Source organism: Clostridium sp. BSD9I1 (genome assembly GCF_900185645.1).
Classification (GTDB): domain Bacteria; phylum Bacillota; class Clostridia; order Clostridiales; family Clostridiaceae; genus Clostridium_AK.
In genome coordinates, this window is record NZ_FYAM01000023.1 from 1,007,055 (window position 1) to 1,028,865 (window position 21,811).

Sequence of the window (21,811 nt, forward strand, 5' to 3'; positions counted from 1 at the left end):
TTTATTTATATTAAATGTAGGGATTAATTTATCCATCATATTGGATTATTTATATATTTTTTATTATTAAATGCACTTTTTAACCATAACATCTAATATAACACTATCAGTATGATCCATACCTTCATTAGAAACCCTGCCTAAATTTTGTATGGTTTTTTCTACTGATTCATCTAATATACCATTATTTGACGGTATAACTACATCATTAAGGGCAAGTTCGCTAGCATCTAAGGCAGAAGCTACGGATATAGCAAGCTTATAAGCACACCCTATCTTTGCTCCATCACATATCATTCCTGTAAGACCTGCAATCATGTTACTTATAGCACCCTCTATTTGTCTTGTGTTACCTCCTAAAAGATAAGTAAGTCCAGCACTAGATCCTACACCTGCTGCTACTCCACATCCGCATACTGGAGTTAAAGAACCTGTATAGCTTTTTACAAATATAGTAACTAAATGACTTAATGCAACTGCTCTTATTATTTTCTCTTCTTCTATTCCTTTTTCCTGCCCTATAAATGCAATTGGAAGTATTGCTACAAGTCCGTGATTTCCTGAGCCTGCACTACTCATTACAGGAAGTGGATATCCAGACATTCTAGCTTCAGATGCCGCTGCTGTTAGTGCCTTTGCCTTATTTTCTACTCCTTCTAATTTACTATAAAACTTTGCAATACCAATTCCACTTTCTCCTTTAAGTCCAACATTCCCCATTGCCATGTTCATTTGAATTCCATCATCTATAAATTTTATTTTTTCATAATCTATTTCATTAACAAACATAATCAAATCTGAAATTGTAAATTCTCTTATCCTATCTCTTAAATTTGAAGTATCTTCCTTCTTTTCTTCATTATCAGATAAAACTTCTTCTTTTTCAAATAATATCTCTTCATTTCTTGATACACTTACTAAATTCAAATGAGTATTTCTAATCTTTGATATAGATATATTTCCTATTCCCTTTGCTATAACTTCTATATATAATCCTGAAATATCATCTTTAAGATTTAATTTTATTACCTTTTCATTAACTATCTTAAATGCTTTTTGTATATCTTCCTCAGATATTCCTTTAAGCGCCTCCAATTTATATTCGGATTTTCCCATTACTAGTGAAAGTGCTGCCGCAAATATAATTCCCTTTTCCTTCGTTCCCGGTATTCCAACTTCCATACCATTTTTTAATATATTTTTATCTACTATAATTTCTAAAGATTTAACTTCCTCGTGAAGTGCTTCTTTAGCTACTGCCACCGCATAAGCCACCGCTCCTGGTTCTGTACATCCTAGAGCTGGTGTTACTTGATTTTTTAATATATTTAATAATAATTCCTCATTCATAAAATTTCCTCCCTTTATTTCTATCACTATTTATTCTTATCAATATTTATAAGCAATAACCATGCCAATAGCTAAAGTGCCCTCTTATTATACTTTATTTTAAATTTTCTTTTTATAATTCTCATATTTGATAAACATAAGTATGTAAACGTATAAACACTTGTGTTTATTCCTTATTTAAGGTATTATCAGAAATGAGAACTATATTATCATTTCTGATAACATAGTTCTATTATAGTTTAGTAAATTTTTTTCGATATTTTAATTATACTTGGAGTAAAATAAAGAGGAGATATATTATGTTAAATACCTTTCAAAAGGATCTGCAAGAAATTTGCGAAACCACTAAAGCCATAACTGGAATAGATATAACAATTGTAGATAAAAATCTTCAAAGAATATGCGGAACAGGGGAATTTAAAGAAAAAATAGGTGGATTTATTCCCCAAAATTCTGTTTACCATAAATCTCTTGAAACAGGAAAGAACTTTTTTATTACAGACCCTACTAAAGATTCCTTATGCCAAGGGTGCTATGCTCAGGGTACCTGCAAAGAACAAGCTGAACTCTGCATGCCTATAGTAGTTGATGAAAATATAGTTGGGATACTGGGAATGAGTATTTTCAACCACGATATAAAAGGTCTATTTGTAGATAAAAAAGATGATTATGAAGCCTTTGAAAATAGACTTAGCAATCTAATAGCCTCTAAAATACACGAAAGACTTTTAGGAAGTATGGCTGAATATAAGTTATCTGAATTCAATACTTTAATAGATTCTATAAAAAACGAAGGGGTTATCACTATAAACAATGATGGGCAAATAATAACGGTAAATAAATACCTGAAAGAAAAGTACTTAGATACCTTAAAAAATTCATCCGACATAACCTCTTTACTCTCTAAAAGCGCCATAAAAAGTTTAAAAGAAATAAATTTTAATGGTGAAATAGGCCCATTATCTATAGGCAAAAATTACTTTATAATAAACTCTTCTCCTATACTTGTAAAAGATAAACGTGAAGGAGCCGTATTGTTATTTTCAGACTTTAATAAAATGCAGAAATCCGTTTTTAAAGTAACTGAAAACCCAAATATAACTACCTTTGAAGATATACTTGGAGAAAGCGAAATCCTACTTAAAGCAAAGCTTCAAGCTATGCAAGTTGCCGAAAGTGATGTATCCGTACTTCTTTTAGGAGAAAGTGGTACTGGAAAAGAAGTTTTTGCAAGAGCTATTCACTGCTCTAGTAAACGTCGTGAAGATATATTTATGCCTATAAATTGTGGAGCAATTCCTGAATCTTTAATTGAAAGTGAACTTTTTGGATATGAAAAAGGCTCATTTACTGGCGGAAATCTTCAAGGAAAGCTGGGAAAGTTTGAAATAGCTAAAAATGGCACAGTATTTCTAGACGAGCTTGGCGATCTTCCTCAAGATTCTCAAGTAAAGCTTTTGAGAGTACTTGAAGAAAAGGAAATAATGAGAGTTGGCGGTCTTAAGACTATAAAAGTAAATCCAAGGATAATATCTGCCACAAATAAGGACTTACATAAGTTGGTAAGCGAAGATATCTTTAGAGAAGATTTATTTTATAGAATAAATGTAATTCCTATAAGAATACCTCCCCTACGTGAAAGAGGTTACGATATAATACTTTTGGCTAGATACTTTTTAAAGAAGTTTTGTACCATTTATGAAAAAGATATTAAAGGCTTTACAAACGAATGCGAGAAAGCCCTACTTTCATACTCTTTCCCAGGAAATATACGAGAGCTTAAAAATCTCATAGAATATGGAGTTAATTTTGCCACCGATAGTAATATATCTTTAGATGTGTTGGGCGCAAAACTCAAAAATGGGAACATAAAAACTGCTGAATCTTCCATGGATTTAAACCATATGGTGAAGGACTATCAAAAGGCATTGGTTTTAAATGCCCTAAATATTTACGGAAATGACCTAAACGGGAAAAAAGCCGCTGCAAAAGCCTTAGGCATAAGTATGGCAACACTTTATAGAATAATTAATGGCCAATAAATAATAGTTAAGGGAGAAATTCAATTTACTCTGAATTTCCCCCTTAATATTATTACCTGCTTTCTTACTACAGTAATTGATAACTATTCATATATACTGGCATATTAAGATTATTAAGTACGTTTTCTAGAAGTACTCCTTCTCTTTCTGGATAATCAAATCCATAACTTGCCTTTATTGCCGAATTTACAAATTGAACCGCCCTATCTATGGCTACAGGAATGCTTTCTCCATTTAAAAGACTTCCTACTATAACACTACTAAATATATCTCCTGTTCCTGGATAATGTGCAGGTATAAAAGCACAGCTAACTTTCCAATACTTATCATGCCTTTTGTCATAAGCAATTACACTTGTGAACTTTTCATCCTTATCTTCAGGCATACTTGTTCCTATAACTACTTCCGGACCCATATCAGACAATTCTTTTAACCATAACTTTAGTTCTTCTGTACTTATATTTCTATTATACTCCTTGTCTAAAAGCAGCGCCATTTCAGTAAAATTGGGAGTTATTATTTGTGCTTTTTTAATAAGTTGTCTCATGTTTTTTACCATTTCATCATTCATGGTGCTGTACAATTCTCCATTGTCCGCAAGTACTGGGTCGACTACTACTAATGTATCCTGTTTCTTAAATTTGTCTATAAAACCTTCTACAATTTCTATTTGCCTATTAGAGCCTAAAAACCCACTGTATATTGAGTCAAATTCTAAATTTAAATCCTTCCAGTGTTTTATATATGCCTCCATGGTATCTGTTAAATCTACAAAAGTATAATTATCAAATCCTCCAGTATGGGTAGACAATATAGCTGTAGGAAGGGGACATACTTGAATTCTCATAGTAGACAATATAGGTATTATTGCTGTAAGAGAGGTCTTACCAAAACCAGACATATCATGAATAGCTGCTACCCTTTTAATATGTTTTTCCATAGTATCCCGTCCTTTATATTAATCTAAAAGTTTTATAACCCTTATAATTAACTACTTCTACCTTACTATCTTCTTCTAATCCTTTTACTATATCATCTATATTTTCAGCATTTCTATCAGTTAAAAAGCTAATAATCTCATGCTGATTCATTGGATGTCTTTTTATTATATCAAGTATAGCCTTATAACTATCCTTTTCTTCACTATAAAAACTTCCTTCAGTTAAGGTATCTATCGCAATTCCTTCAAGTATCTCTGAAGCTTTTATCATTGTATCCTTAGATACTTGACCTGCATATCCTTCTGCTGGAGGTCTTACAGGGGTGTTTATATATAATCTATCATACCTTAAACCTTTTAAAAGCTCTCTTAATTTTTTAAGACTTTCTTCACTATCATTAAATCCCTTCACGAGCATAACTTCTACCCACAATTGTCCCTTATATTCTCTGCAAAATTTAGCCAATCCCTCATATATATTTTTAAAGTTAATTTTTTTAATTGGCCTATTTACCTTTATAAATTCTTCCTCGTCGCACGCATCAAAGGTAGGAAGTACTATATCTGCTTTCATTAAGTCTAGTCTAACCTCTTCCAAGTCAAAAAGTCCTCCATTTGCAATAACTGCTACAGGTTTCTCAGTTAAGGCTTTAAGCTTATCAATAAGCTCTCCAAGTCTTGAATAAAGAGTAGGTTCTCCTTCTCCTACCACTGTTACCACATCAAAATTATCATTGTTTTTTATGTACTCTTTAAATTCTTCTACTATACCTTCAAGAGGGAAATATTCGCGTCTTTCATTGGTCATTTTATCCGTTCTACCTAATTGACAATATATACAGGAATAGTTGCAAGTTTTTTTAGGTATAGGACTTACTCCTAAGGATAATCCCATTCTTCTAGATGGTATAGGTCCAAATATATATTTATATTCTTTCATTAATTTAACCCCCATGTTTCATGAATTAGTTTTATATTAAAGTAATTTATATTTTATTATTTCATATTTCTATAAATATGGCAATTGTACCGATACTTATAATGGCATAAAAAACAACAAGAATAACAAAATATTCTTGTTGTTTTTTAAAAAGTGTTTTATTTATAGGAATTTAAGTTAAACATATTTTAAATTAAATTTAATCGGTGCATCCTTAAAGTTTCATTATTATCTAGCTACACCGCCAACTTCTGATAACTCCTCATAGTAATCCACCACAACCTTACCATTTTCAAATTTAAGCACTGCTTTTGTAGATGGATACTGTTCATCATACTCTGAGTAACCTGACCAAGTAATATATAATTTATTACCTTGTACTTTTTTATCAATTATTTTGGATTTTGAAAGTTGAAAAGCCATGCCCGGCTCCCCAATTACTATATAATACTTGCCATTAACTTTTTCATAGTACAAACTATTTATCAACTTACTGCTATATTCCTTGGAAAAGTTCTTATTGAGTAAACTTAAAAGCCCTTCTCTAGTTGAATACTCATCTTTAAGTTCATGGTAGTAAGTATCATTTATTATTACTTCGTCATCATGCTTTAAAATATCCTTATTGAGCCCCACTGCAGACTTTATTATAAAGTTCCATCCATTTTCCACATAATTTTTTATTTCACTTTCACTTAAAGAAGCTAATATTTCTTGTGGTCTTGCTTTTTCCCCTATGGCATAGCTATATGCATCTTCACTTACACCGCTTAGTCCGCCTAATATAGTTATTTCTTTTAATCCATCATTATTTCCCTTTAAAAAATCATCTGTGGCTTTGCCTGGATTATCATTTAAAAGTACTAATGGAGTTTTATTTATAGCTGCAAGCATTGAACCTGAAAGGGCATCTGGAAAATTTTCTCCTGAAGCCAATATAGATTTAGATAAATCTAGTTCATCTCTAAAGTGATTTATTATATTTATATTGGTTTCATATCTAGTATTCCCATATAATCTTTCTACATTTGGAAGTTTATTTTTAACAGCATCCGTTATTACACCAGGACCACCTATTAAGTATACCTTATCTACATTATGATTTTTTATGAATTCCTCTGTTTCCTTAGGAATATTATTTTTATTTACTAAAAGTATAGGCATTGATTTCATAGCTGCAATAGGAGCTATAGATAATGCATCTGCAAATAACGAACTGGTTGTAACTACTACTTCATAGCTTTCATCCATTTTTTCTGCTATTTTTACTGAGGTTCCATACCTAGTTGTTCCACTAATTCTTTCTACTTCTATGTTTAAAGCCTTTATTTCATCCTCTACATTTTTGCTAACAGACCCATTTCCACCTATTATAAACACCTTTTTTACGTTTAGCTTAATAAGCCTTTCTTTAACATTAGAATTTAACTCATTCTTACTTGTAAGTAATATCGGTGCATTATACTTCTTTGCTAAAGGAGAAGTACAAAGTGCATCTGGGAAATTTTCTCCTGATACCATAAATGCAACCTCAGCATTATTTGCAAATTCGCTATCGCATATCTTTGCTGAAGTCTCATATCTATCCGATCCAAAAATTCTTTCCTTATTAACATTTGAAGCTAAAACTGCTGAGGTCAAAGAAAGGCTTAAGGCTAAAGTTAATGTACATATTGCTTTTTTATTCATATAGATTCCCCCTAAATTTTTTTCAGTAGTATTTATATGAATTTATGTCCAGTTTGTCTTTAAATATACCAAACAAATTTCATCAAATTAATTTATATCCTAATAAAAAACTTATATATTTATATAAATATATAAGTTTTTTGTCTACACTACTTTACTTCTTCCATTGGTCTTTCTTTATCACCCCATACATAATCAAGGGCATTTTGGCTTAATACAGCAGTTCCACCTAATACAAGAGTATCTTTTATATTTTCTTTATTCTGACTAATAAACTCATCAGTAAGACTGCCTGGTTTTTCGCTTAAAAGCATTAATGGTGCTTTATTTACCGCTGCAAGTATTGAACCTGAAAGAGCATCTGGAAAATTTGCTCCTGAAGCAATTACAAGTTTTGATAATTCTAATTCTTCCTTAAAATTATTTATTACATTTATATTTGTTTCATATCTTGTATTTCCATATAATCTTGTAGCATTAGGCAGTTGCCCCTTTACATTGTCACTTATTACTCCAGGTCCACCTATTAAGTACACCTTGCTTATATCATGGTTTGTAATAAAATCAGCCGTTTCCTTAGGTATCTCATTCTTGTCCACCAATAGTATAGGCATAGATTTCATTGCAGCAATAGGAGCAATGGATAATGCATCTGCAAAAGCAGAACTCGTTGTCACTACTATCTCATTACTTGCACTCATGTTTCCTGCTATTTTAGCTGAAGTTGCATATCTATTAAGTCCATATATTCTTTCAGTATACATTCCTAAAGCCTGTATCTCTTCTACAACATCCTCAGATATAACTCCAGTTCCCCCTACTACAAAAACCTTTTGAGCATTAAGACTTTGAAGCCTTTCTGTAACTTTAGGATCAAGCTTATTTTTTCCACTTAAAAGTATTGGTGCATTATACTTTTTAGCTAAAGGTGCCGTACATAATGCATCTGGAAAATTCTCTCCTGATACTATAAACACAACCTCACTACCCTTTGTAAATCCCTTTTCACTTATAGCAGCTGAAGTCTCGTATCTATTTAAGCCAAAAATTCTCTCTGTATTTACAGTAGCCGCTGCTACTATAGAAGATATTGAAAAACTTAATGTTAAAGCTAATGCACATATTCCCTTTTTATTCATGTGTATTCCCGTCCTTTACTCATTTTATTCTATTACTTAATCTATTCTCTTTATACTATAAAATTCCTTGTAGTATTTGTAAAGGGATTTAAAAAAATCAAGAATATTTTCAGACTTTGTATCCTAACCACTATATGGTAAAATGTTCATGAGAAACAACTTTCACAGGATAATAAGTCAAAATAAATATTAAGCTTTATGGCCAAAAGGGTACAGAGATATATACTGCAAACTAGAAAACTATATACGTAATTTAGTTAAAGGAGGTGCCAGTATGAAAAAGAAATTACTTGTTATATTCCTGTTATTAATTAGTGCTTTTATGACCTTTTGCTATAAGAATTCCATTTCATATAATGATATTAAAAACAATATAGCTCAGTATCAAATACCTAAAATCAAATATTTATTTAAAAAGCCTGTAAAAGTAGAAAAAGTGTCTGTAAATAATGACAAAGATAATGATGGAAAATTGGATTTAGAAGATATAGTAGAAGGCGCAAGACTTGATGCTAAAAATAAACCTATATATAAAAGTGTTTATTATCAAGGTGGTTATCCTCCAAGTACTGAAGGAGTATGCACCGATGTAGTATGGAGGGCACTTAAAAATGCTGGGTATAACTTAAAGGATATGGTGGATGAGGATATAAAAAACAATATAACCCTATATCCTCGAGTAGAGGGAAAGCCAGACACTAATATTGATTTTAGGCGCGTACCTAATTTACATATATTTTTTACAAGACATGCTGAAAGTTTGACTATAGAACTTAAGCCTGGGGATGTTGAAAATTTAAAACAGTGGCAGGGTGGGGATATTATAACCTTTGATAATCCTCAGCATATTGCTATAGTTTCAGATAAAAGAAGAAAGGACGGCGTACCCTTTATAATCCATAATTCAAGTCCTTACACTACTGAAGCTGATGTTTTAGATTATTGGTATCCCAAAATAACTGGCCACTTCAGATATACTAAAAATATAAATAATGATTAGCATCCAAATATAGAAAGTCCCTTTAAGGGACTTTCATTTAAAATTAATAATTTATTTATTATTCAATGTTGCCTTTATAAAATCTGTAAATAACGGATGAGGCTTATTAGGTCTTGATTTAAGTTCTGGATGAAATTGAGTTGCTACAAACCAAGGATGGTCTTGAACTTCTACAATTTCAACTAGCTTTTCATCTGGACTAACCCCTGTAATTTTAAGTCCTGCATCCGTAAGAATTTTTCTATACTCATTATTAAATTCATATCTATGTCTATGTCTTTCATAAATCACTGATTTACCATATGCCCTAAATGCATTAGACTCCTCTTCAAGCTTGCAAGGATACAATCCAAGTCTCATAGTTCCACCCTTTTCGTTTACATCCTTTTGATCTGACATTAAATCAATTACTGGATGAGTAGTATTTTCGTATATTTCTGAACTATTAGCATCTGTATATCTTAATACATTTCTTGAAAATTCTATAACTGAGCATTGCATTCCAAGGCATATTCCAAAAAATGGCACCCTATTTATTCTTGCATACTTTATAGCTTCAATTTTTCCTTCTATTCCCCTATCTCCAAAGCCTCCTGGAACCAATATTCCACTTACATCCTTTAAATAACTATCTACATTTTCAAAAGTAACATTTTCTGCATTGACCCATTTAATATTCACTTTAGAATTATTAGCAAAGCCTCCATGGCTTAAAGCTTCTACAACTGATATATATGCATCATGAAGTTCTACATATTTGCCAACAAGAGCTATCGTTGTATTTTCTTTTAAATTCTTGATTTTATTAATCATATTTAACCACTCTTCATTATGTATCTCATTTTCGGTACAATTTAGGTTTAATTTATCACAAACCAGTGTATCTAGTCCTTCATTATGCAGCATAATGGGAATTTCATAAAGATGCTCTGCATCTAAATTTTGAATTACCGCATTAGCATCCACATTACAAAACAAGCCTATTTTTTCTTTTACATCCTGTGAAAGTGGTTTTTCACTGCGGCATACTAGAATATCTGGCTGAATACCTATGCCCCTTAATTCTTTAACTGAATGCTGAGTTGGCTTAGTTTTAAGCTCTCCTGCCTTTCCTAAGTAAGGTATTAGCGTTACATGAATAAAACATACACTTTTACGTCCAACTTCGTACTTGATTTGTCTTATAGCTTCCAAAAAAGGTAATGATTCAATATCTCCAACAGTTCCACCTATTTCAGTTATAACCACATCTACATCTCTTTCTTTAGATATTCTATATACTCTATCCTTAAGCTCATTGGTTATATGAGGAATCACTTGAACTGTTCCACCTAAATAATCTCCACGTCTTTCTTTTTGTAGAACGGACCAATATACCCTGCCTGTTGTAACATTATTATTTTGACTTAAATTTTCATCTATAAATCTTTCATAATGTCCTAAATCTAAATCTGTTTCTGCACCATCATCTGTAACAAAAACTTCTCCATGTTGATATGGGCTCATAGTACCTGGGTCTATATTTAAATATGGATCCAGCTTTTGTATAGAAACCTTAAGTCCTCTATTCTTCAATAACCTTCCGAGTGAAGCTGCTGTTATTCCCTTTCCTAGCGAAGATACAACTCCTCCTGTTACAAATACATATTTAGTATTCATTTAAATTCCTCCTTACTTTATATTCATAGACTATTGACAAACTACAATTTTGTTATTATAATAGAAATTACCCTGTAAAATGGGTTATCTATATCATGTTTTAAAACATACTTAATATCATATCATATTTTCTCTAGCTATGCTAGGGCTTTTTGGCGTTGGTATCTTTTTGAATCATTTTATAATATTACTTTCTCCTAACAGAAAAGCATCCCATATATTGGGATGCTTTATAAATTACATTATCGAAATTATCAGTAAGTAGGGGTAGCCGGCAGACTTTCATCTAACCGGCATTGTGGGAAAGAAGATTTTTTATCTTCGTGAATATATAATTCTACACAAATTAATTTTTTCCTTCATACTTTGCAGATTTTTTTATTTATTTTAATACTTTACAATGATATTTTAATATTATTGTAAAGCACCGCTTCTTACTTCGCCAGATTTACTAAAGCTCTAACTGCTATCTTAATAATTTTCTTTTCAACTTCATTATAGAGCTTATCCTTTTCTTCTAGTGTAAGCTGATTTTTTTGAAGTATATTAGAATCAGTACCCACTATAGCACCCACCCTATAACCTCTTTTGGAACCCACAATAAACGCTGTAGCACATTCCATTTCAGATACTGCAACATCAGTGTTTGATAACTTTTCATTTAATTCAGTATCTTGCATATAATAAGCATCTCTCGTAAGGCTTGTGCCCATAAAAACTTCTTCCTTTAATTCGCAAGCAGCTTCCCTAAGCGCTAATGTTACATCAAAGTTTGCAATTGCAGGGTATATTTCTGGAAGGTACACTTTACTTGTTCCTTCAGCTCTTACTGCTGCATTTACTATAACAGAGCTTCCTATTTTTAAATCTTCTCTTCTCCCTCCAGCGGAGCCTACTCTAATAAAAGTATGGCATCCAATTTTTGCAAGTTCCTCCATTGCAATTGCTGTTGAAGGTCCACCTATTCCTGTAGAACACACAGTAAGCCTTACTCCATCCTTTTCTCCTGTATAAACTACATATTCCCTATTTTCTGCTATCTTTTCCACAGCATCAAAGGTTTCAGCAATTCTCCTTGCTCTACCAGGATCTCCTGGAATTAATACATAAGGTGCTACATCTCCCTGTTTACATCTTATATGTTTTTGCAAAGTTATATCGTAATTCATATATTATTCCTCCACTATTAAGTTTACTATTTTTGCATCTTTAACTTTTACAAGTCCCTTATCCGTTATTTTAAGCTCAGGACTTACAGGAAGTGAATTTGTACTAAAGGACATTACTGGATTGTAATGATTATATCCTAAATCTTTCATAGCTTCTTTTACCTTTGAAAGTTCAAGGCCAACTTCTTCTACTGACTTTTCTGAAAGTATTCCTGCCACATTAAGCTTAACGCTTGCTAGGATACTTTCATTTTCACAAACACAGTATCCTCCCTGATTTTCTATGATAAAGTTTGCAGCACATACTATATCTACTGGGCTTTTTCCTATCACAAGTAAGTTATGATGATCATGAGCGTAGGTTGTTGCAACTGCTCCTCTTTTAATGGTATCTCCTGAAGCTAATGCCAAGGTTACATTATCTGTACCCTTATGTCTCTCAAACACACCTATAAGAGCATAGGGTGAACTTTCCCAATCTATATATCCATTTACTACATCTAAATAATCAAATATCTCTTCTGTAAAAGTGCTTCCGTTTTTTACATTTATAATTCTGCACTTAACTTTTCCATTTTCTATATTTGCCTTTATTTTCAAGTCTTCTTTACTTATCTTTGCAAGTTTAACACTGTTATAAAAGTCATTTGGAAAATTATTTTCAGAGGATGTATATTCATATTTTTTACCATCTTCATAAACACATTCCCCATTTTTATATACTGAATTAATATTAAATTTCTCTACATTATCTAATATTATAAAATCTGCTATTTTACCTGGGGCAACGGCTCCTCTGTCCTTTAAATCCATTCTCAAAGCTGGGTTTAATGTACCAAAAGTTATTGCCCTTTCAGGTTTCATACCAAGCTTAATTGCCTTTTTAATGATGTTGTTTAAATGTCCTTCATTTATAAAGTTATCTGCCATTACGTCATCTGTTACAAAACAAAAATTATTATAAATATCATTTTCTTCAATGAACTTTATATTTTCCTCTGTTAATGACTTATCTTGAATTTCTACAAACATACCATTTAAAAATCTGTCTTCCATAGTTTCTGGAGTATGCTGAGTATGATCTGAATCCACTCCATTAAATATAAACTTATATAAATCTTCTCCCGCAATCCTTGGGCAGTGTCCTTCGATAATAAGCTTTGGATATTTGTTTTTTATATAACTTAAAAACTTGTTTATCTTACTTTCTGGATTTTTAATCACTTCCACATAATTCATAACTTCCCCAAGGCATATTACCTTAGGATTTTTTATAAGCTCTTCAAATTCTTCTATACCAATCTCCGCTCCTGAGGTTTCTAATTCTGTTGAAGGAACAGAACTTGGAATTCCATAAAAGATATCAGCAGTGCAGTTTTCATCCCTTTTTATCATTTCCTTTATTCCAACAATCCCAAATACATTAGCTATTTCATGAGGTTCTGCAACCACTGTAGTCACACCATTTTTGATAAGCTGGTGAGAAAAAGCTTCTGGCGTTACCATTGAGCTTTCTATATGAAGATGTATATCTATAAGGGAAGGAATTAAATACTTTCCTTCCCCTTCTATAATACTATTAGCCCTTATATTCTTTACATCCTTCAAAGTAGTGTATAAAAACTTTCCGTTCTTTACAACAACTGAAGACTTTATAAACTTTTTTGAATACACATTAAATACTTGTATATCCTTTATTATTAAATCCATCATATATTTAACCCTTCTTATTTTCCAGAGGATATTTCCTTATTCCAAGTATCTATCCACTGCTTATTTACCTCATTTACATATTGCCAATTTACAGACTTTAACTTTTTAATCATTTCTTCTCCATAAGTTTGACCTTTAGCTTCTTCTTCAGTTAATTTTACATTCTTATTTGATGGCGCTTCTACTTTAGCTTTACCAGTTGCAGTTTGAACTTCTTCACTTAATGTAAAATCTATAAACTTTTCAGCAAGCTCTTTGTTCTTTGATCCCTTAACTACATTTATTGTATTAAGCCCTACATAACTTCCTTCTGAAGGAGTTACAAATTTAGCTCCTGGGCATGCCTTTAATATATTTCCGTAAGCAAAGTCTTGAATAACTGCTACAGCTATTTCACCTTGATTAAACATATTTGCAAGCTCTGAGGATTTTCCATAATATTTAACAACACTTGGAGCAAGCTGTTTCATCTTATCAAAAGCTTTAGCTTCATTTCCCTTTATATCTACTCCAGCTTGATCACCTGCTACCATCATCATAAGTGGTCCTGCAGTTACCGTTATATCTGGAATTGCAATTTTTCCTTTAAGTTCTGGTTTCCAAAGATCTGCCCAGGATGTTATAGGAGTTTTAATAACTTCTGGATCATATACTATTCCAAGACTATTTATAGTGTATGCTGGTCCATATCCTTCTCCTTGAGGAGCTTTTGCTAAATCATATACATTGTTTAAGTTTGGAATATTTGCTGTATTTATCTTTTCAAATAATCCTTCTTTTATTCCCTGCATGGAATACAAATCTGCAAGATAAATTAAATCAATTCCTTCTTTCTTTTGCTTAAGTTTTGTAAGTCTTTCTCCATTGTTACCCTTTTCTAAAACTATTTTTACATTGTATTTTTTTTCAAATGGTTCATATATATTCTTCTTTAATAAATCCTCATTAAACCCCCAAGTGGAGATTGTGAGTGTTTTTGGTTCTTCCTTGGTATTTGTTGAAGCCTCTTTAGATCCACAACCTACTAAAAGTGTAGTTGCAGTAAGTACTGATGCAAGTAAAATACTTAATTTTTTCATTGATTTTTCCCCCTTAAACTAATATTAATTTATCTTTATTAAATTTAATATTTACCTTTTCACCATTTTTAAAGTTATTTTCAAAACTTGTATTTACAATATAATCACCAAGCTTAGTGCTTACTATATACTGAATTTGCTTTCCTAGGAATGTACTTATCCCAACAATTCCTTCTAGGGTATTTTCTGAATTTCTTCCATCAAATCTTTGAATTTCTATATCTTCCGGTCTTATAGTCCCTTTTACATCTGATCCCTTTACATAGCTTGTATAGAATATTCCGCTATTTTTTGCTTTATAAACTCCTTGACCATTTTCTTCACTTATAAGATTTAAGTCTATGAAGTTTTCAAATCCCACAAACTTTGCAGTAAATTCAGTTAGTGGATTATTATATATGTTAATTGGATTATCTAACTGCTCAATTATACCGCCATTCATTACTGCAACCTTGTCTGAAATGGAAAAACATTCTTCCTGGTCATGAGTTACATATATTGCAGTAATTCCAAGTCTTTGCTGAATCTTTCTTATTTCAACTCTCATTTTCACCCTAAGTTTTGCATCTAAGTTGCTTAAAGGTTCATCAAAGAGCAATAAGCCTGGTCTTATAACTAGCGCTCTAGCCAAAGCAACTCTTTGCTTTTGTCCTCCTGAAAGTTCATCTGGAAATCTCTTTTCAAATCCCTTAAGGTCTACTACCTCAAGCATTTCCATAACTCTTTTATTTATTTCTAAATTATCAACTTTTCTAAGCTTTAATCCAAATGCCACATTATCAAATATACTTAAATGAGGAAACAATGCATAGTTTTGAAATACATATCCAAAGTTTCTTTTATGCACAGGCACTTTAGTATAATCCTCACCGTCAAATATAAATTGCCCTTCTGTGCTGTTTAAAAAGCCTTGAACAAGTCTTAAAGTTGTTGTTTTTCCGCATCCGCTTGGCCCTAAAAGAGAAACAAGTTCTCCCTTTTCAACTTGGAAATTAAAGTTTTTAAGTATCATATTATCGCCATAACCTGCAGTTATATTTCTTAATTCAAGTAATGCCATATATTATCACTCCTATTTAGCAAAATAACTTAACCCTAAAGTCTTTTCTACAATTACCATTAAAACTATTGTAAATACCATAAGCGCAACAGATAACGCTGCAATAGTTGGGTCATAATTGTACTCTACATAACTTAGCATTTGTATAGGTAATGTGCTTACCCCTGGTCCCGATAAAAATACTGAAAGAGGTACATTATTAAAGGAATTTATAAATGCAAGTATAAATGCTGCTATTACTCCTGATTTAATATTAGGAAGTACCACCTTGAAGAATGTCCTTCCTTTACTTAACCCCAAACTCATAGCTGCTTCCTCTATAGAATAATCAAAATTACTAAGACTTGAAGAAACTACCCTTATAGCATAGGGAAAAAGTATTATAGCATGTCCGATAAACAAGCTTAAATAAACCGGAAAATCATTTTCTACCATTAAAAATTTTAATAATGCAAACCCTAAAACTATTCCCGGTATAAGTACAGGTGATACAAATATTCCATTGAGAACATTCTTACCCTTAAAGTTATATCTGTTTATAGCATAAGCTGCTGGAATTCCCATAATAAGTGCTACCATAGTAGCCAAAAAAGCAATTCCCAAACTAATTTTTAAAGTTTCCATAAACATTTCTACATTTAATATATTTTCAAACCATTTAAGAGAAAATCCCTTTGGAGGGAAAGCTAAAAAGTTTTCACTGCTGAAAGAAGCTCCGATTATTATAAGCAGTGGTCCTAGTAAGAAAATATATACCATTAAAGTGAATATCACCAAAAATTTATTCTTTTTCACCTTGTCCTACCCCCTTCTATTTAAAGCTTTAGCCCCTCTATTCATGATGGAAGTAACTATAATTGTTGTAATTATCATTATAACAGCTACAACAGATGCGCTATTCCAATCAGATAAAGTCATTGCATTTTGATATATCAATGTGGCTAAAACCCTTGTCTTAGTTCCTCCTAAAAGCTGTGGAGTGGTGTACGCAGTAAGGCATCCAGTAAATACAAGTACACTTCCTGTCATGAGTCCTGGCACGCTTAACGGAAATACCACTTTTAAAAACGCCTTAAACTTAGAAGCTCCAAGACTTTCTGCTGCAAGCATGTAGTCTTCTGTTATATTTTCCATTACACCTATAAGAGAAAGTATCATTAAAGGCAGGAACAATTGCACAAATCCCACTACAATAGAAAATTCATTATATAACATGCTAACTGGGCTATTGATTAAGTTAAGATTTAAAAGAATTGTGTTTAAAAGTCCTTTCTTACCAAGTATTACAATCCAACAAAAAGAACGAACAACTGGAGATGTAAGCATAGGAAACACTGCTAGCGCTATGTATAATCCTCTTCTTTTAACACCTATTTTAGATATGTAATATGCAGTAGGCAATCCTAAAACTGCACATATTATAGTACTTATTAAACTTAGTTTCATAGTTCTTATAAATACATCTTGAAAAAAAGAATCCCTAAGTATGTTGGTATAGACTTCTATAGATAATGTACCTTCAGCTTGAAATGTAGAAATACATATTTTAAATACCGGAATTATAGCAAACAAAGTCAAAAATATTGCAGCAGGTATCATTAAATAAAAGCCAGTTCTCTTTTTCATATTTGTCACCTCCTAAAATTTACACATTAACTACGATAATTCTTCATTTTACAATTGTATAGAAACCCGGATATCACGAACTAAATATTTATTTTTAAAACTATTATTCGTGTTTTACAAAATAATAATATCTCACTTTGTAAATATAGTCAATAGTTTATAAATAATAAATGGTGGTATAATAATATGTATCACTGAATACGGAGGTGTTTTTATGCAAACATTAAATTTTTTAGGAAGAGGTTCTGCTTTTAATACAGAAGAGGGAAATACTTCAGCTTATATAAAACGCGGTGATAAACTTCTCTTAATAGACTGTGGAGAAAGCATATTTGAAAGAATAAAACAAAAGAGGCTATTAGAAAATTCTAAAGAGATAACAATACTAATTACTCATTTACATTCTGACCATGTAGGAAGCCTTAGCAGCCTTATTTTTTACTGTTACTATATGCTAAATAAAAAGGTTTCTATAATATACCCCTCCTCTTATGCCTTAAAATCTCTTTTTAGCATAATGAACAATAAAGATAATATGTACAACTTAATAGAAAGCTATGAAAATACTCGTATTGCTTTAGGTGATATAGAAGTTATGCCCGTAAAAGCTTCTCATTCTAAAGAAATGTATTGCTATGGTTATTTTATTTACTATGATAATAAAACGATTTACTATAGTGGTGATTCTAATGCCATTGAGGAAAACACATTAAATCTCTTTAAGAACGGAAAAATTGATGAGTTATATCAAGATACCTGCTACCCTGACTATACGGGAAGTGGTCATTTATCCATTAGTAAACTGTCTAATTTGATTCCTGAAAATCTAAGAAAAAAAGTTTATTGTATGCATATAGATGGAAATGAACTTATTAAAGAGGCAACAAAGCTTGGCTTTAATATAGTAGAAATCAATATTTAAAGAAATTTCGTTAAACGAAATTTCCTCCTTTAGCAGGTAAGCATGAATAATATTTTTAATGTTGAACATAAGCAGGGAATTTGCATTGTAGAAAGCATTGAGCAAACAATTAAAATCTCTTTATTTCTTATTTTAAGGCGCCGTATAGAGTCTTCTACTGTTTGAGCTATAGGCGAGTTTAGAAGGCTTAGGCGCCTTAAAAGGAAGAAATATTAGAGCTTTTTCGTGCAGCGAACGCTTTCCTAAATGCAAATTTCCTGCGAGCGGTTCAACATTAAAAATGTCGTCTTATTTCTATATTTTTTTAAGAATGTTATTTATTCCTTCGCTTGCTTTTAAACGCTGTTCTTGAATCCATTCTTCGTCAAATTCCAAATGGAACAACTTTGAAAAAGAGTAATATAAATTTAATTTTTGGTAGTAAATCTCTAATTCATATAAGTCGTTAAACCTATATGAAGGCTTTGAAAGTTTTTCTTGTTTTGCTACAAACAATTCATCTACATAAGTTAAAAATGTGTGCATAAGATCTTTATCACTCACATCAAAAGGTACTTTCAAAAGCTTCCATTGGATTGATTCATCTAACTTATAAAATTTTAAGTTATCAAGTATAATTATATATTCATTTATATCCATCTTTCTGTAAAAAGATACTTTTTCTTCTCTTGTGCTCCATAATGCTAACTTTTCTCTTAAAGGTAAACTTTTTACCTTTAGTATTGCATCACTAGGCCCTATTACCCCTTCATTTATCTCCCTATCTTTTACCATAATCATCTCATCTATAAAGTCTTGGGTATGCCCATGGGATGCTACATATCCTATATCATATATACCCTTTCTACCTGCTCTTCCTGCAATTTGTTTCACCTCTTGAGAAGTTAAATATCTTACTTCACTGCCATCAAACTTTTTAACATCCATAAATACTATTCTCTTTATAGGCAAATTTACTCCCATACCAATTGCATCAGTAGTTATAAGTATAGAAGTTTCTTTATTTATAAATTGTTCATACTGCTTTCTTCTGACTTCTGGAGGTAAATCTCCATATATAAGACTTGCTTTTATGCCTAAATCAGCATAATGATATGCAAGATTTAAAACTCTCTTTTTAGAAAATACAACTAATGCATCTCCCTCTTGAATATCCTTATATGCAAAAGGATTTTCTTGTATCTCTAAAGGTATATCCCTTGTATATTCTCTAAACTCGTATTCATCTTCACAATCCTCTATTATTTCTATTAAAAGCTCTTTTGCATTTAACGCACCACACACATGAATTTCCTTACAATTTAACGCCAACATAGCTCTTGTCCATGCTGCTCCTCTTTGATCGTCATTTATCATTTGCACTTCATCTATTATTGCTAGGTCATAGTTTTCTCCTATATTCAACTTTTCTATAGTGCATGAAGTATGGGTTGCACCTTCTATGATTATCTCTTCTTCTCCTGTAAGTAAGTTGCACTTTACTCCTTCACTGTTAAGCCTTTCAAAATTTTCTAATGCTAGTATTCTTAAAGGTGATAAATATATTCCTTTAGTAACTTCTTTTAACCTTTGCATAGCGTTGTAAGTTTTTCCAGTATTCGTTTCTCCCAAGTGAAGATAAAACTTTCTTTTAAGTCTTCGTGCATCTTCATATTCATCCTTTGGATTTTTAGGAAATATTGTTTCAAATTCATGATATATAAGCTTTGGAATATGCTTAGTTATAAGTACACTCATAGCACCTGATTTTAAATAAGCGCCATAATTCCCCTTCACTATTTCGTCAAATCTATAACTTGTATGATTTTTTCTATTGTAATCCTCTATGAGTTTTTTAGATATGTACTCTAAAATTTCTGAATATCTTTCATGAACTACTCTAAACTCTTTATTATCAAGACCTTCAAACTCTTTTAATTGCTTTATTTTTTTACGAACTGATGCCTCGTGCTCCCAAAGCATATGTGGTTTAGTATGCCTTACTATTTGTTCTATTTGATTTATTTGACTTTTTATTTTTCTAAAATTTCTATCTACTGTGCTTTTACTGCTACCTCTTCCCATAGTAAAACTCCTTACATATGATATTTATAATTTACTATTATATCATTATTTCCCATTAAAAATGCCCCTCTTAGTAAAGCTTATATTTAGCTTTACCAGAGAGGAAAATTAAATGCTATATTTTATTAATATTATTATTTTTTATTCTACTTCTATTCCATCTTTAGTTACATATGGTCCTGTTTCTGGCATATTTTCAGCTATGCTTGTATCCGCTTCGTATAAGGAACCATCCGCTGTTGATGATACTAGAGACATAATAGCTTCTACAAAAGTTTTTGTTAGATATCCCGAAGATTTTTGTCCAAGACTCTGCATTTGTCCGCGCATTTCAATTAAAACACTTCCAGCTCCAGCTATACCGTAGGAATTTCTTGCTATTCCTTCATAAGCCCCGCCATCATATCTACTTACTTCTGCAAATCCAAAATGTTCTAGATCATTATATATAACTGAGCACATTTTCTTTGATAACTCTACTGCTTCAGGTTTTGCTTTTGGATCTGTAGGCCAAAGTATTGAAGTTTTAATCATATCTCCATCTTCTTCATTAAGATATGTGCCCTGATGATGTAAATCAATTATCCATTCAGGCTGAATAGCTTTAAATGTATTCAATACCGCTACTGATTCCTTAACAGGATTAGTTGGGAACGTCTTTCCATTATCCAATTTATAATACGGGCTGTCCTCCCAGTTTTGCCAATGCCAACGATTCATATCATATCCTACACCAGCACTTGAATAGCTAACCTTTGGTGCAGTTGGATCATCCGTATACCTTTGTTTCTTTTCTGTTCCATCAACATTTACCCTTGGCACAATATATAAAGTAACTTTGCTTAATATGTCTTCAATTTTACTATTATCTGTACTTAAATATTTTAATACGTTCAGTGCTGCCTCTGTTCCTAAGGGTTCATTCCCATGCTGTTGACTGATTACCATAACTTTTTTAGGGCCTGTCCCTATTTTCGCCAGATATATATCTCTACCTTGATTAGATTGTCCTATAGTTGAAAGCTGCATTTTGCCCTGAGATGATTTTTCAATTTGCTTCAACGTTTTTGATAATTCCTCATAGTCATGTAAGCCGCTTAAGCTTATGTTTTGAGTTTCAGTTACCCATGGACCGCTTGGCTTTAAGCTAGTACCACCTGCATAAATTGTTGATGATGCAGTAATTACTGATGCTAAAGCCAATGCTAAAGCAAGTGCACGTGATTTTCTCATAACATTCTCCTCCTATAAGTCTATTATTCTTTAATCATTTAGGTTTATTGCTTAACCTATTTTTATTATATACCCCCAAAATACCATTTTATGTCATAACATAGCATACGTGCTCAAGATATTTCCAACGATTTTACAACTTTTTTTCATATTTTCTTTTTTCTTTGCTAATCTTCTTATTTCCAA

General features: G+C 31.7%; 17 protein-coding genes. 3 read left to right on the forward strand and 14 right to left on the reverse strand.

Annotation, left to right across the window (positions count from 1 at the left end):
* Window positions 1–66: 66 nt before the first annotated feature.
* Complete coding sequence (locus tag BSD9I1_RS12495) at window positions 67–1,350, reverse strand: serine dehydratase subunit alpha family protein (RefSeq protein ID WP_186430590.1); 1,284 nt, start codon at window positions 1,348–1,350, stop codon at window positions 67–69.
* Between the two features lie 299 nt (window positions 1,351–1,649).
* On the opposite strand from BSD9I1_RS12495, the gene BSD9I1_RS12500 reads away from it, so the two are divergent.
* Window positions 1,650–3,392 (forward strand): sigma 54-interacting transcriptional regulator, encoded by a 1,743-nt coding sequence (locus BSD9I1_RS12500; protein ID WP_186430591.1) that lies wholly within the window; start codon window positions 1,650–1,652, stop codon window positions 3,390–3,392.
* A gap of 67 nt (window positions 3,393–3,459) precedes the next feature.
* Here BSD9I1_RS12500 and BSD9I1_RS12505 read toward each other — a convergent pair whose 3' ends face one another.
* The 4 genes from BSD9I1_RS12505 to BSD9I1_RS12520 form a co-directional block, all read right to left on the reverse strand.
* On the reverse strand, window positions 3,460–4,332 hold the full coding sequence (locus BSD9I1_RS12505) for a pyridoxamine kinase (RefSeq protein ID WP_186430592.1): 873 nt from the start codon (window positions 4,330–4,332) through the stop codon (window positions 3,460–3,462).
* A 13-nt stretch (window positions 4,333–4,345) separates the two neighbouring features.
* Window positions 4,346–5,272 (reverse strand): radical SAM protein, encoded by a 927-nt coding sequence (locus BSD9I1_RS12510; protein WP_186430593.1) that lies wholly within the window; start codon window positions 5,270–5,272, stop codon window positions 4,346–4,348.
* A 228-nt stretch (window positions 5,273–5,500) separates the two neighbouring features.
* Entirely contained in the window at window positions 5,501–6,961 is a 1,461-nt protein-coding gene (locus BSD9I1_RS12515) for a cell wall-binding repeat-containing protein (protein WP_186430594.1), read from the reverse strand.
* A 149-nt stretch (window positions 6,962–7,110) separates the two neighbouring features.
* Complete coding sequence (locus BSD9I1_RS12520; RefSeq protein ID WP_186430595.1) at window positions 7,111–8,100, reverse strand: cell wall-binding repeat-containing protein; 990 nt, start codon at window positions 8,098–8,100, stop codon at window positions 7,111–7,113.
* A 274-nt stretch (window positions 8,101–8,374) separates the two neighbouring features.
* Between BSD9I1_RS12520 and BSD9I1_RS12525 the strand changes: the two genes are divergently transcribed.
* Window positions 8,375–9,100, forward strand: a complete 726-nt coding sequence (locus BSD9I1_RS12525; RefSeq protein ID WP_186430596.1) for a DUF1287 domain-containing protein — start codon at window positions 8,375–8,377, stop codon at window positions 9,098–9,100.
* A 51-nt stretch (window positions 9,101–9,151) separates the two neighbouring features.
* Here the strand turns inward: BSD9I1_RS12525 and BSD9I1_RS12530 are convergent, their stop codons facing one another.
* The 7 genes from BSD9I1_RS12530 to BSD9I1_RS12560 all read right to left on the reverse strand — a co-directional run bounded on the left by BSD9I1_RS12530 (window position 9,152) and on the right by BSD9I1_RS12560 (window position 17,406).
* The gene (locus BSD9I1_RS12530) at window positions 9,152–10,759 is read right to left on the reverse strand and encodes a CTP synthase (protein ID WP_186430597.1); all 1,608 of its coding nucleotides are present in this window, start codon (window positions 10,757–10,759) and stop codon (window positions 9,152–9,154) included.
* A 434-nt stretch (window positions 10,760–11,193) separates the two neighbouring features.
* Window positions 11,194–11,928, reverse strand: a complete 735-nt coding sequence (locus BSD9I1_RS12535; RefSeq protein ID WP_186430598.1) for a nucleoside phosphorylase — start codon at window positions 11,926–11,928, stop codon at window positions 11,194–11,196.
* 3 nt (window positions 11,929–11,931) lie between these two features.
* Window positions 11,932–13,641, reverse strand: coding sequence for an adenine deaminase (locus tag BSD9I1_RS12540; RefSeq protein ID WP_186430599.1), 1,710 nt, complete (start codon window positions 13,639–13,641; stop codon window positions 11,932–11,934).
* A 14-nt stretch (window positions 13,642–13,655) separates the two neighbouring features.
* Window positions 13,656–14,720, reverse strand: coding sequence for a PotD/PotF family extracellular solute-binding protein (locus tag BSD9I1_RS12545; RefSeq protein WP_186430600.1), 1,065 nt, complete (start codon window positions 14,718–14,720; stop codon window positions 13,656–13,658).
* Between the two features lie 13 nt (window positions 14,721–14,733).
* A complete protein-coding gene (locus BSD9I1_RS12550) occupies window positions 14,734–15,780 on the reverse strand; it encodes an ABC transporter ATP-binding protein (protein WP_186430601.1) in 1,047 nt (348 codons plus the stop codon).
* A 12-nt stretch (window positions 15,781–15,792) separates the two neighbouring features.
* Entirely contained in the window at window positions 15,793–16,575 is a 783-nt protein-coding gene (locus BSD9I1_RS12555; RefSeq protein ID WP_207653904.1) for an ABC transporter permease, read from the reverse strand.
* 6 nt (window positions 16,576–16,581) lie between these two features.
* Window positions 16,582–17,406: an ABC transporter permease gene (locus BSD9I1_RS12560; RefSeq protein WP_186430602.1), complete on the reverse strand. Its 825-nt coding sequence runs from the start codon at window positions 17,404–17,406 to the stop codon at window positions 16,582–16,584.
* A gap of 214 nt (window positions 17,407–17,620) precedes the next feature.
* Here BSD9I1_RS12560 and BSD9I1_RS12565 point away from each other — a divergent pair, with 214 nt between their 5' ends.
* Entirely contained in the window at window positions 17,621–18,328 is a 708-nt protein-coding gene (locus BSD9I1_RS12565; protein WP_186430603.1) for an MBL fold metallo-hydrolase, read from the forward strand.
* Between the two features lie 294 nt (window positions 18,329–18,622).
* Here BSD9I1_RS12565 and BSD9I1_RS12570 read toward each other — a convergent pair whose 3' ends face one another.
* On the reverse strand, window positions 18,623–20,392 hold the full coding sequence (locus BSD9I1_RS12570) for a helicase-related protein (RefSeq protein WP_186430604.1): 1,770 nt from the start codon (window positions 20,390–20,392) through the stop codon (window positions 18,623–18,625).
* Between the two features lie 141 nt (window positions 20,393–20,533).
* Entirely contained in the window at window positions 20,534–21,625 is a 1,092-nt protein-coding gene (locus BSD9I1_RS12575; protein WP_052085743.1) for a M14 family metallopeptidase, read from the reverse strand.
* Window positions 21,626–21,811 lie beyond the last annotated feature (186 nt).

Bases quoted from the DNA above. Each gene is read 5' to 3' on its own strand.
- BSD9I1_RS12575 (WP_052085743.1), bottom strand. From the start codon at position 21,625: ATGAGAAAATCACGTGCACTTGCTTTAGCATTGGCTTTAGCATCAGTA.
- BSD9I1_RS12500 (WP_186430591.1), top strand. From the start codon at position 1,650: ATGTTAAATACCTTTCAAAAGGATCTGCAAGAAATTTGCGAAACCACT.
- BSD9I1_RS12540 (WP_186430599.1), bottom strand. From the start codon at position 13,641: ATGATGGATTTAATAATAAAGGATATACAAGTATTTAATGTGTATTCA.
- BSD9I1_RS12510 (WP_186430593.1), bottom strand. From the start codon at position 5,272: ATGAAAGAATATAAATATATATTTGGACCTATACCATCTAGAAGAATG.
- BSD9I1_RS12550 (WP_186430601.1), bottom strand. From the start codon at position 15,780: ATGGCATTACTTGAATTAAGAAATATAACTGCAGGTTATGGCGATAAT.
- BSD9I1_RS12495 (WP_186430590.1), bottom strand. From the start codon at position 1,350: ATGAATGAGGAATTATTATTAAATATATTAAAAAATCAAGTAACACCA.
- BSD9I1_RS12505 (WP_186430592.1), bottom strand. From the start codon at position 4,332: ATGGAAAAACATATTAAAAGGGTAGCAGCTATTCATGATATGTCTGGT.
- BSD9I1_RS12515 (WP_186430594.1), bottom strand. From the start codon at position 6,961: ATGAATAAAAAAGCAATATGTACATTAACTTTAGCCTTAAGCCTTTCT.
- BSD9I1_RS12560 (WP_186430602.1), bottom strand. From the start codon at position 17,406: ATGAAAAAGAGAACTGGCTTTTATTTAATGATACCTGCTGCAATATTT.
- BSD9I1_RS12565 (WP_186430603.1), top strand. From the start codon at position 17,621: ATGCAAACATTAAATTTTTTAGGAAGAGGTTCTGCTTTTAATACAGAA.
- BSD9I1_RS12530 (WP_186430597.1), bottom strand. From the start codon at position 10,759: ATGAATACTAAATATGTATTTGTAACAGGAGGAGTTGTATCTTCGCTA.
- BSD9I1_RS12545 (WP_186430600.1), bottom strand. From the start codon at position 14,720: ATGAAAAAATTAAGTATTTTACTTGCATCAGTACTTACTGCAACTACA.
- BSD9I1_RS12535 (WP_186430598.1), bottom strand. From the start codon at position 11,928: ATGAATTACGATATAACTTTGCAAAAACATATAAGATGTAAACAGGGA.
- BSD9I1_RS12525 (WP_186430596.1), top strand. From the start codon at position 8,375: ATGAAAAAGAAATTACTTGTTATATTCCTGTTATTAATTAGTGCTTTT.
- BSD9I1_RS12520 (WP_186430595.1), bottom strand. From the start codon at position 8,100: ATGAATAAAAAGGGAATATGTGCATTAGCTTTAACATTAAGTTTTTCA.
- BSD9I1_RS12570 (WP_186430604.1), bottom strand. From the start codon at position 20,392: ATGGGAAGAGGTAGCAGTAAAAGCACAGTAGATAGAAATTTTAGAAAA.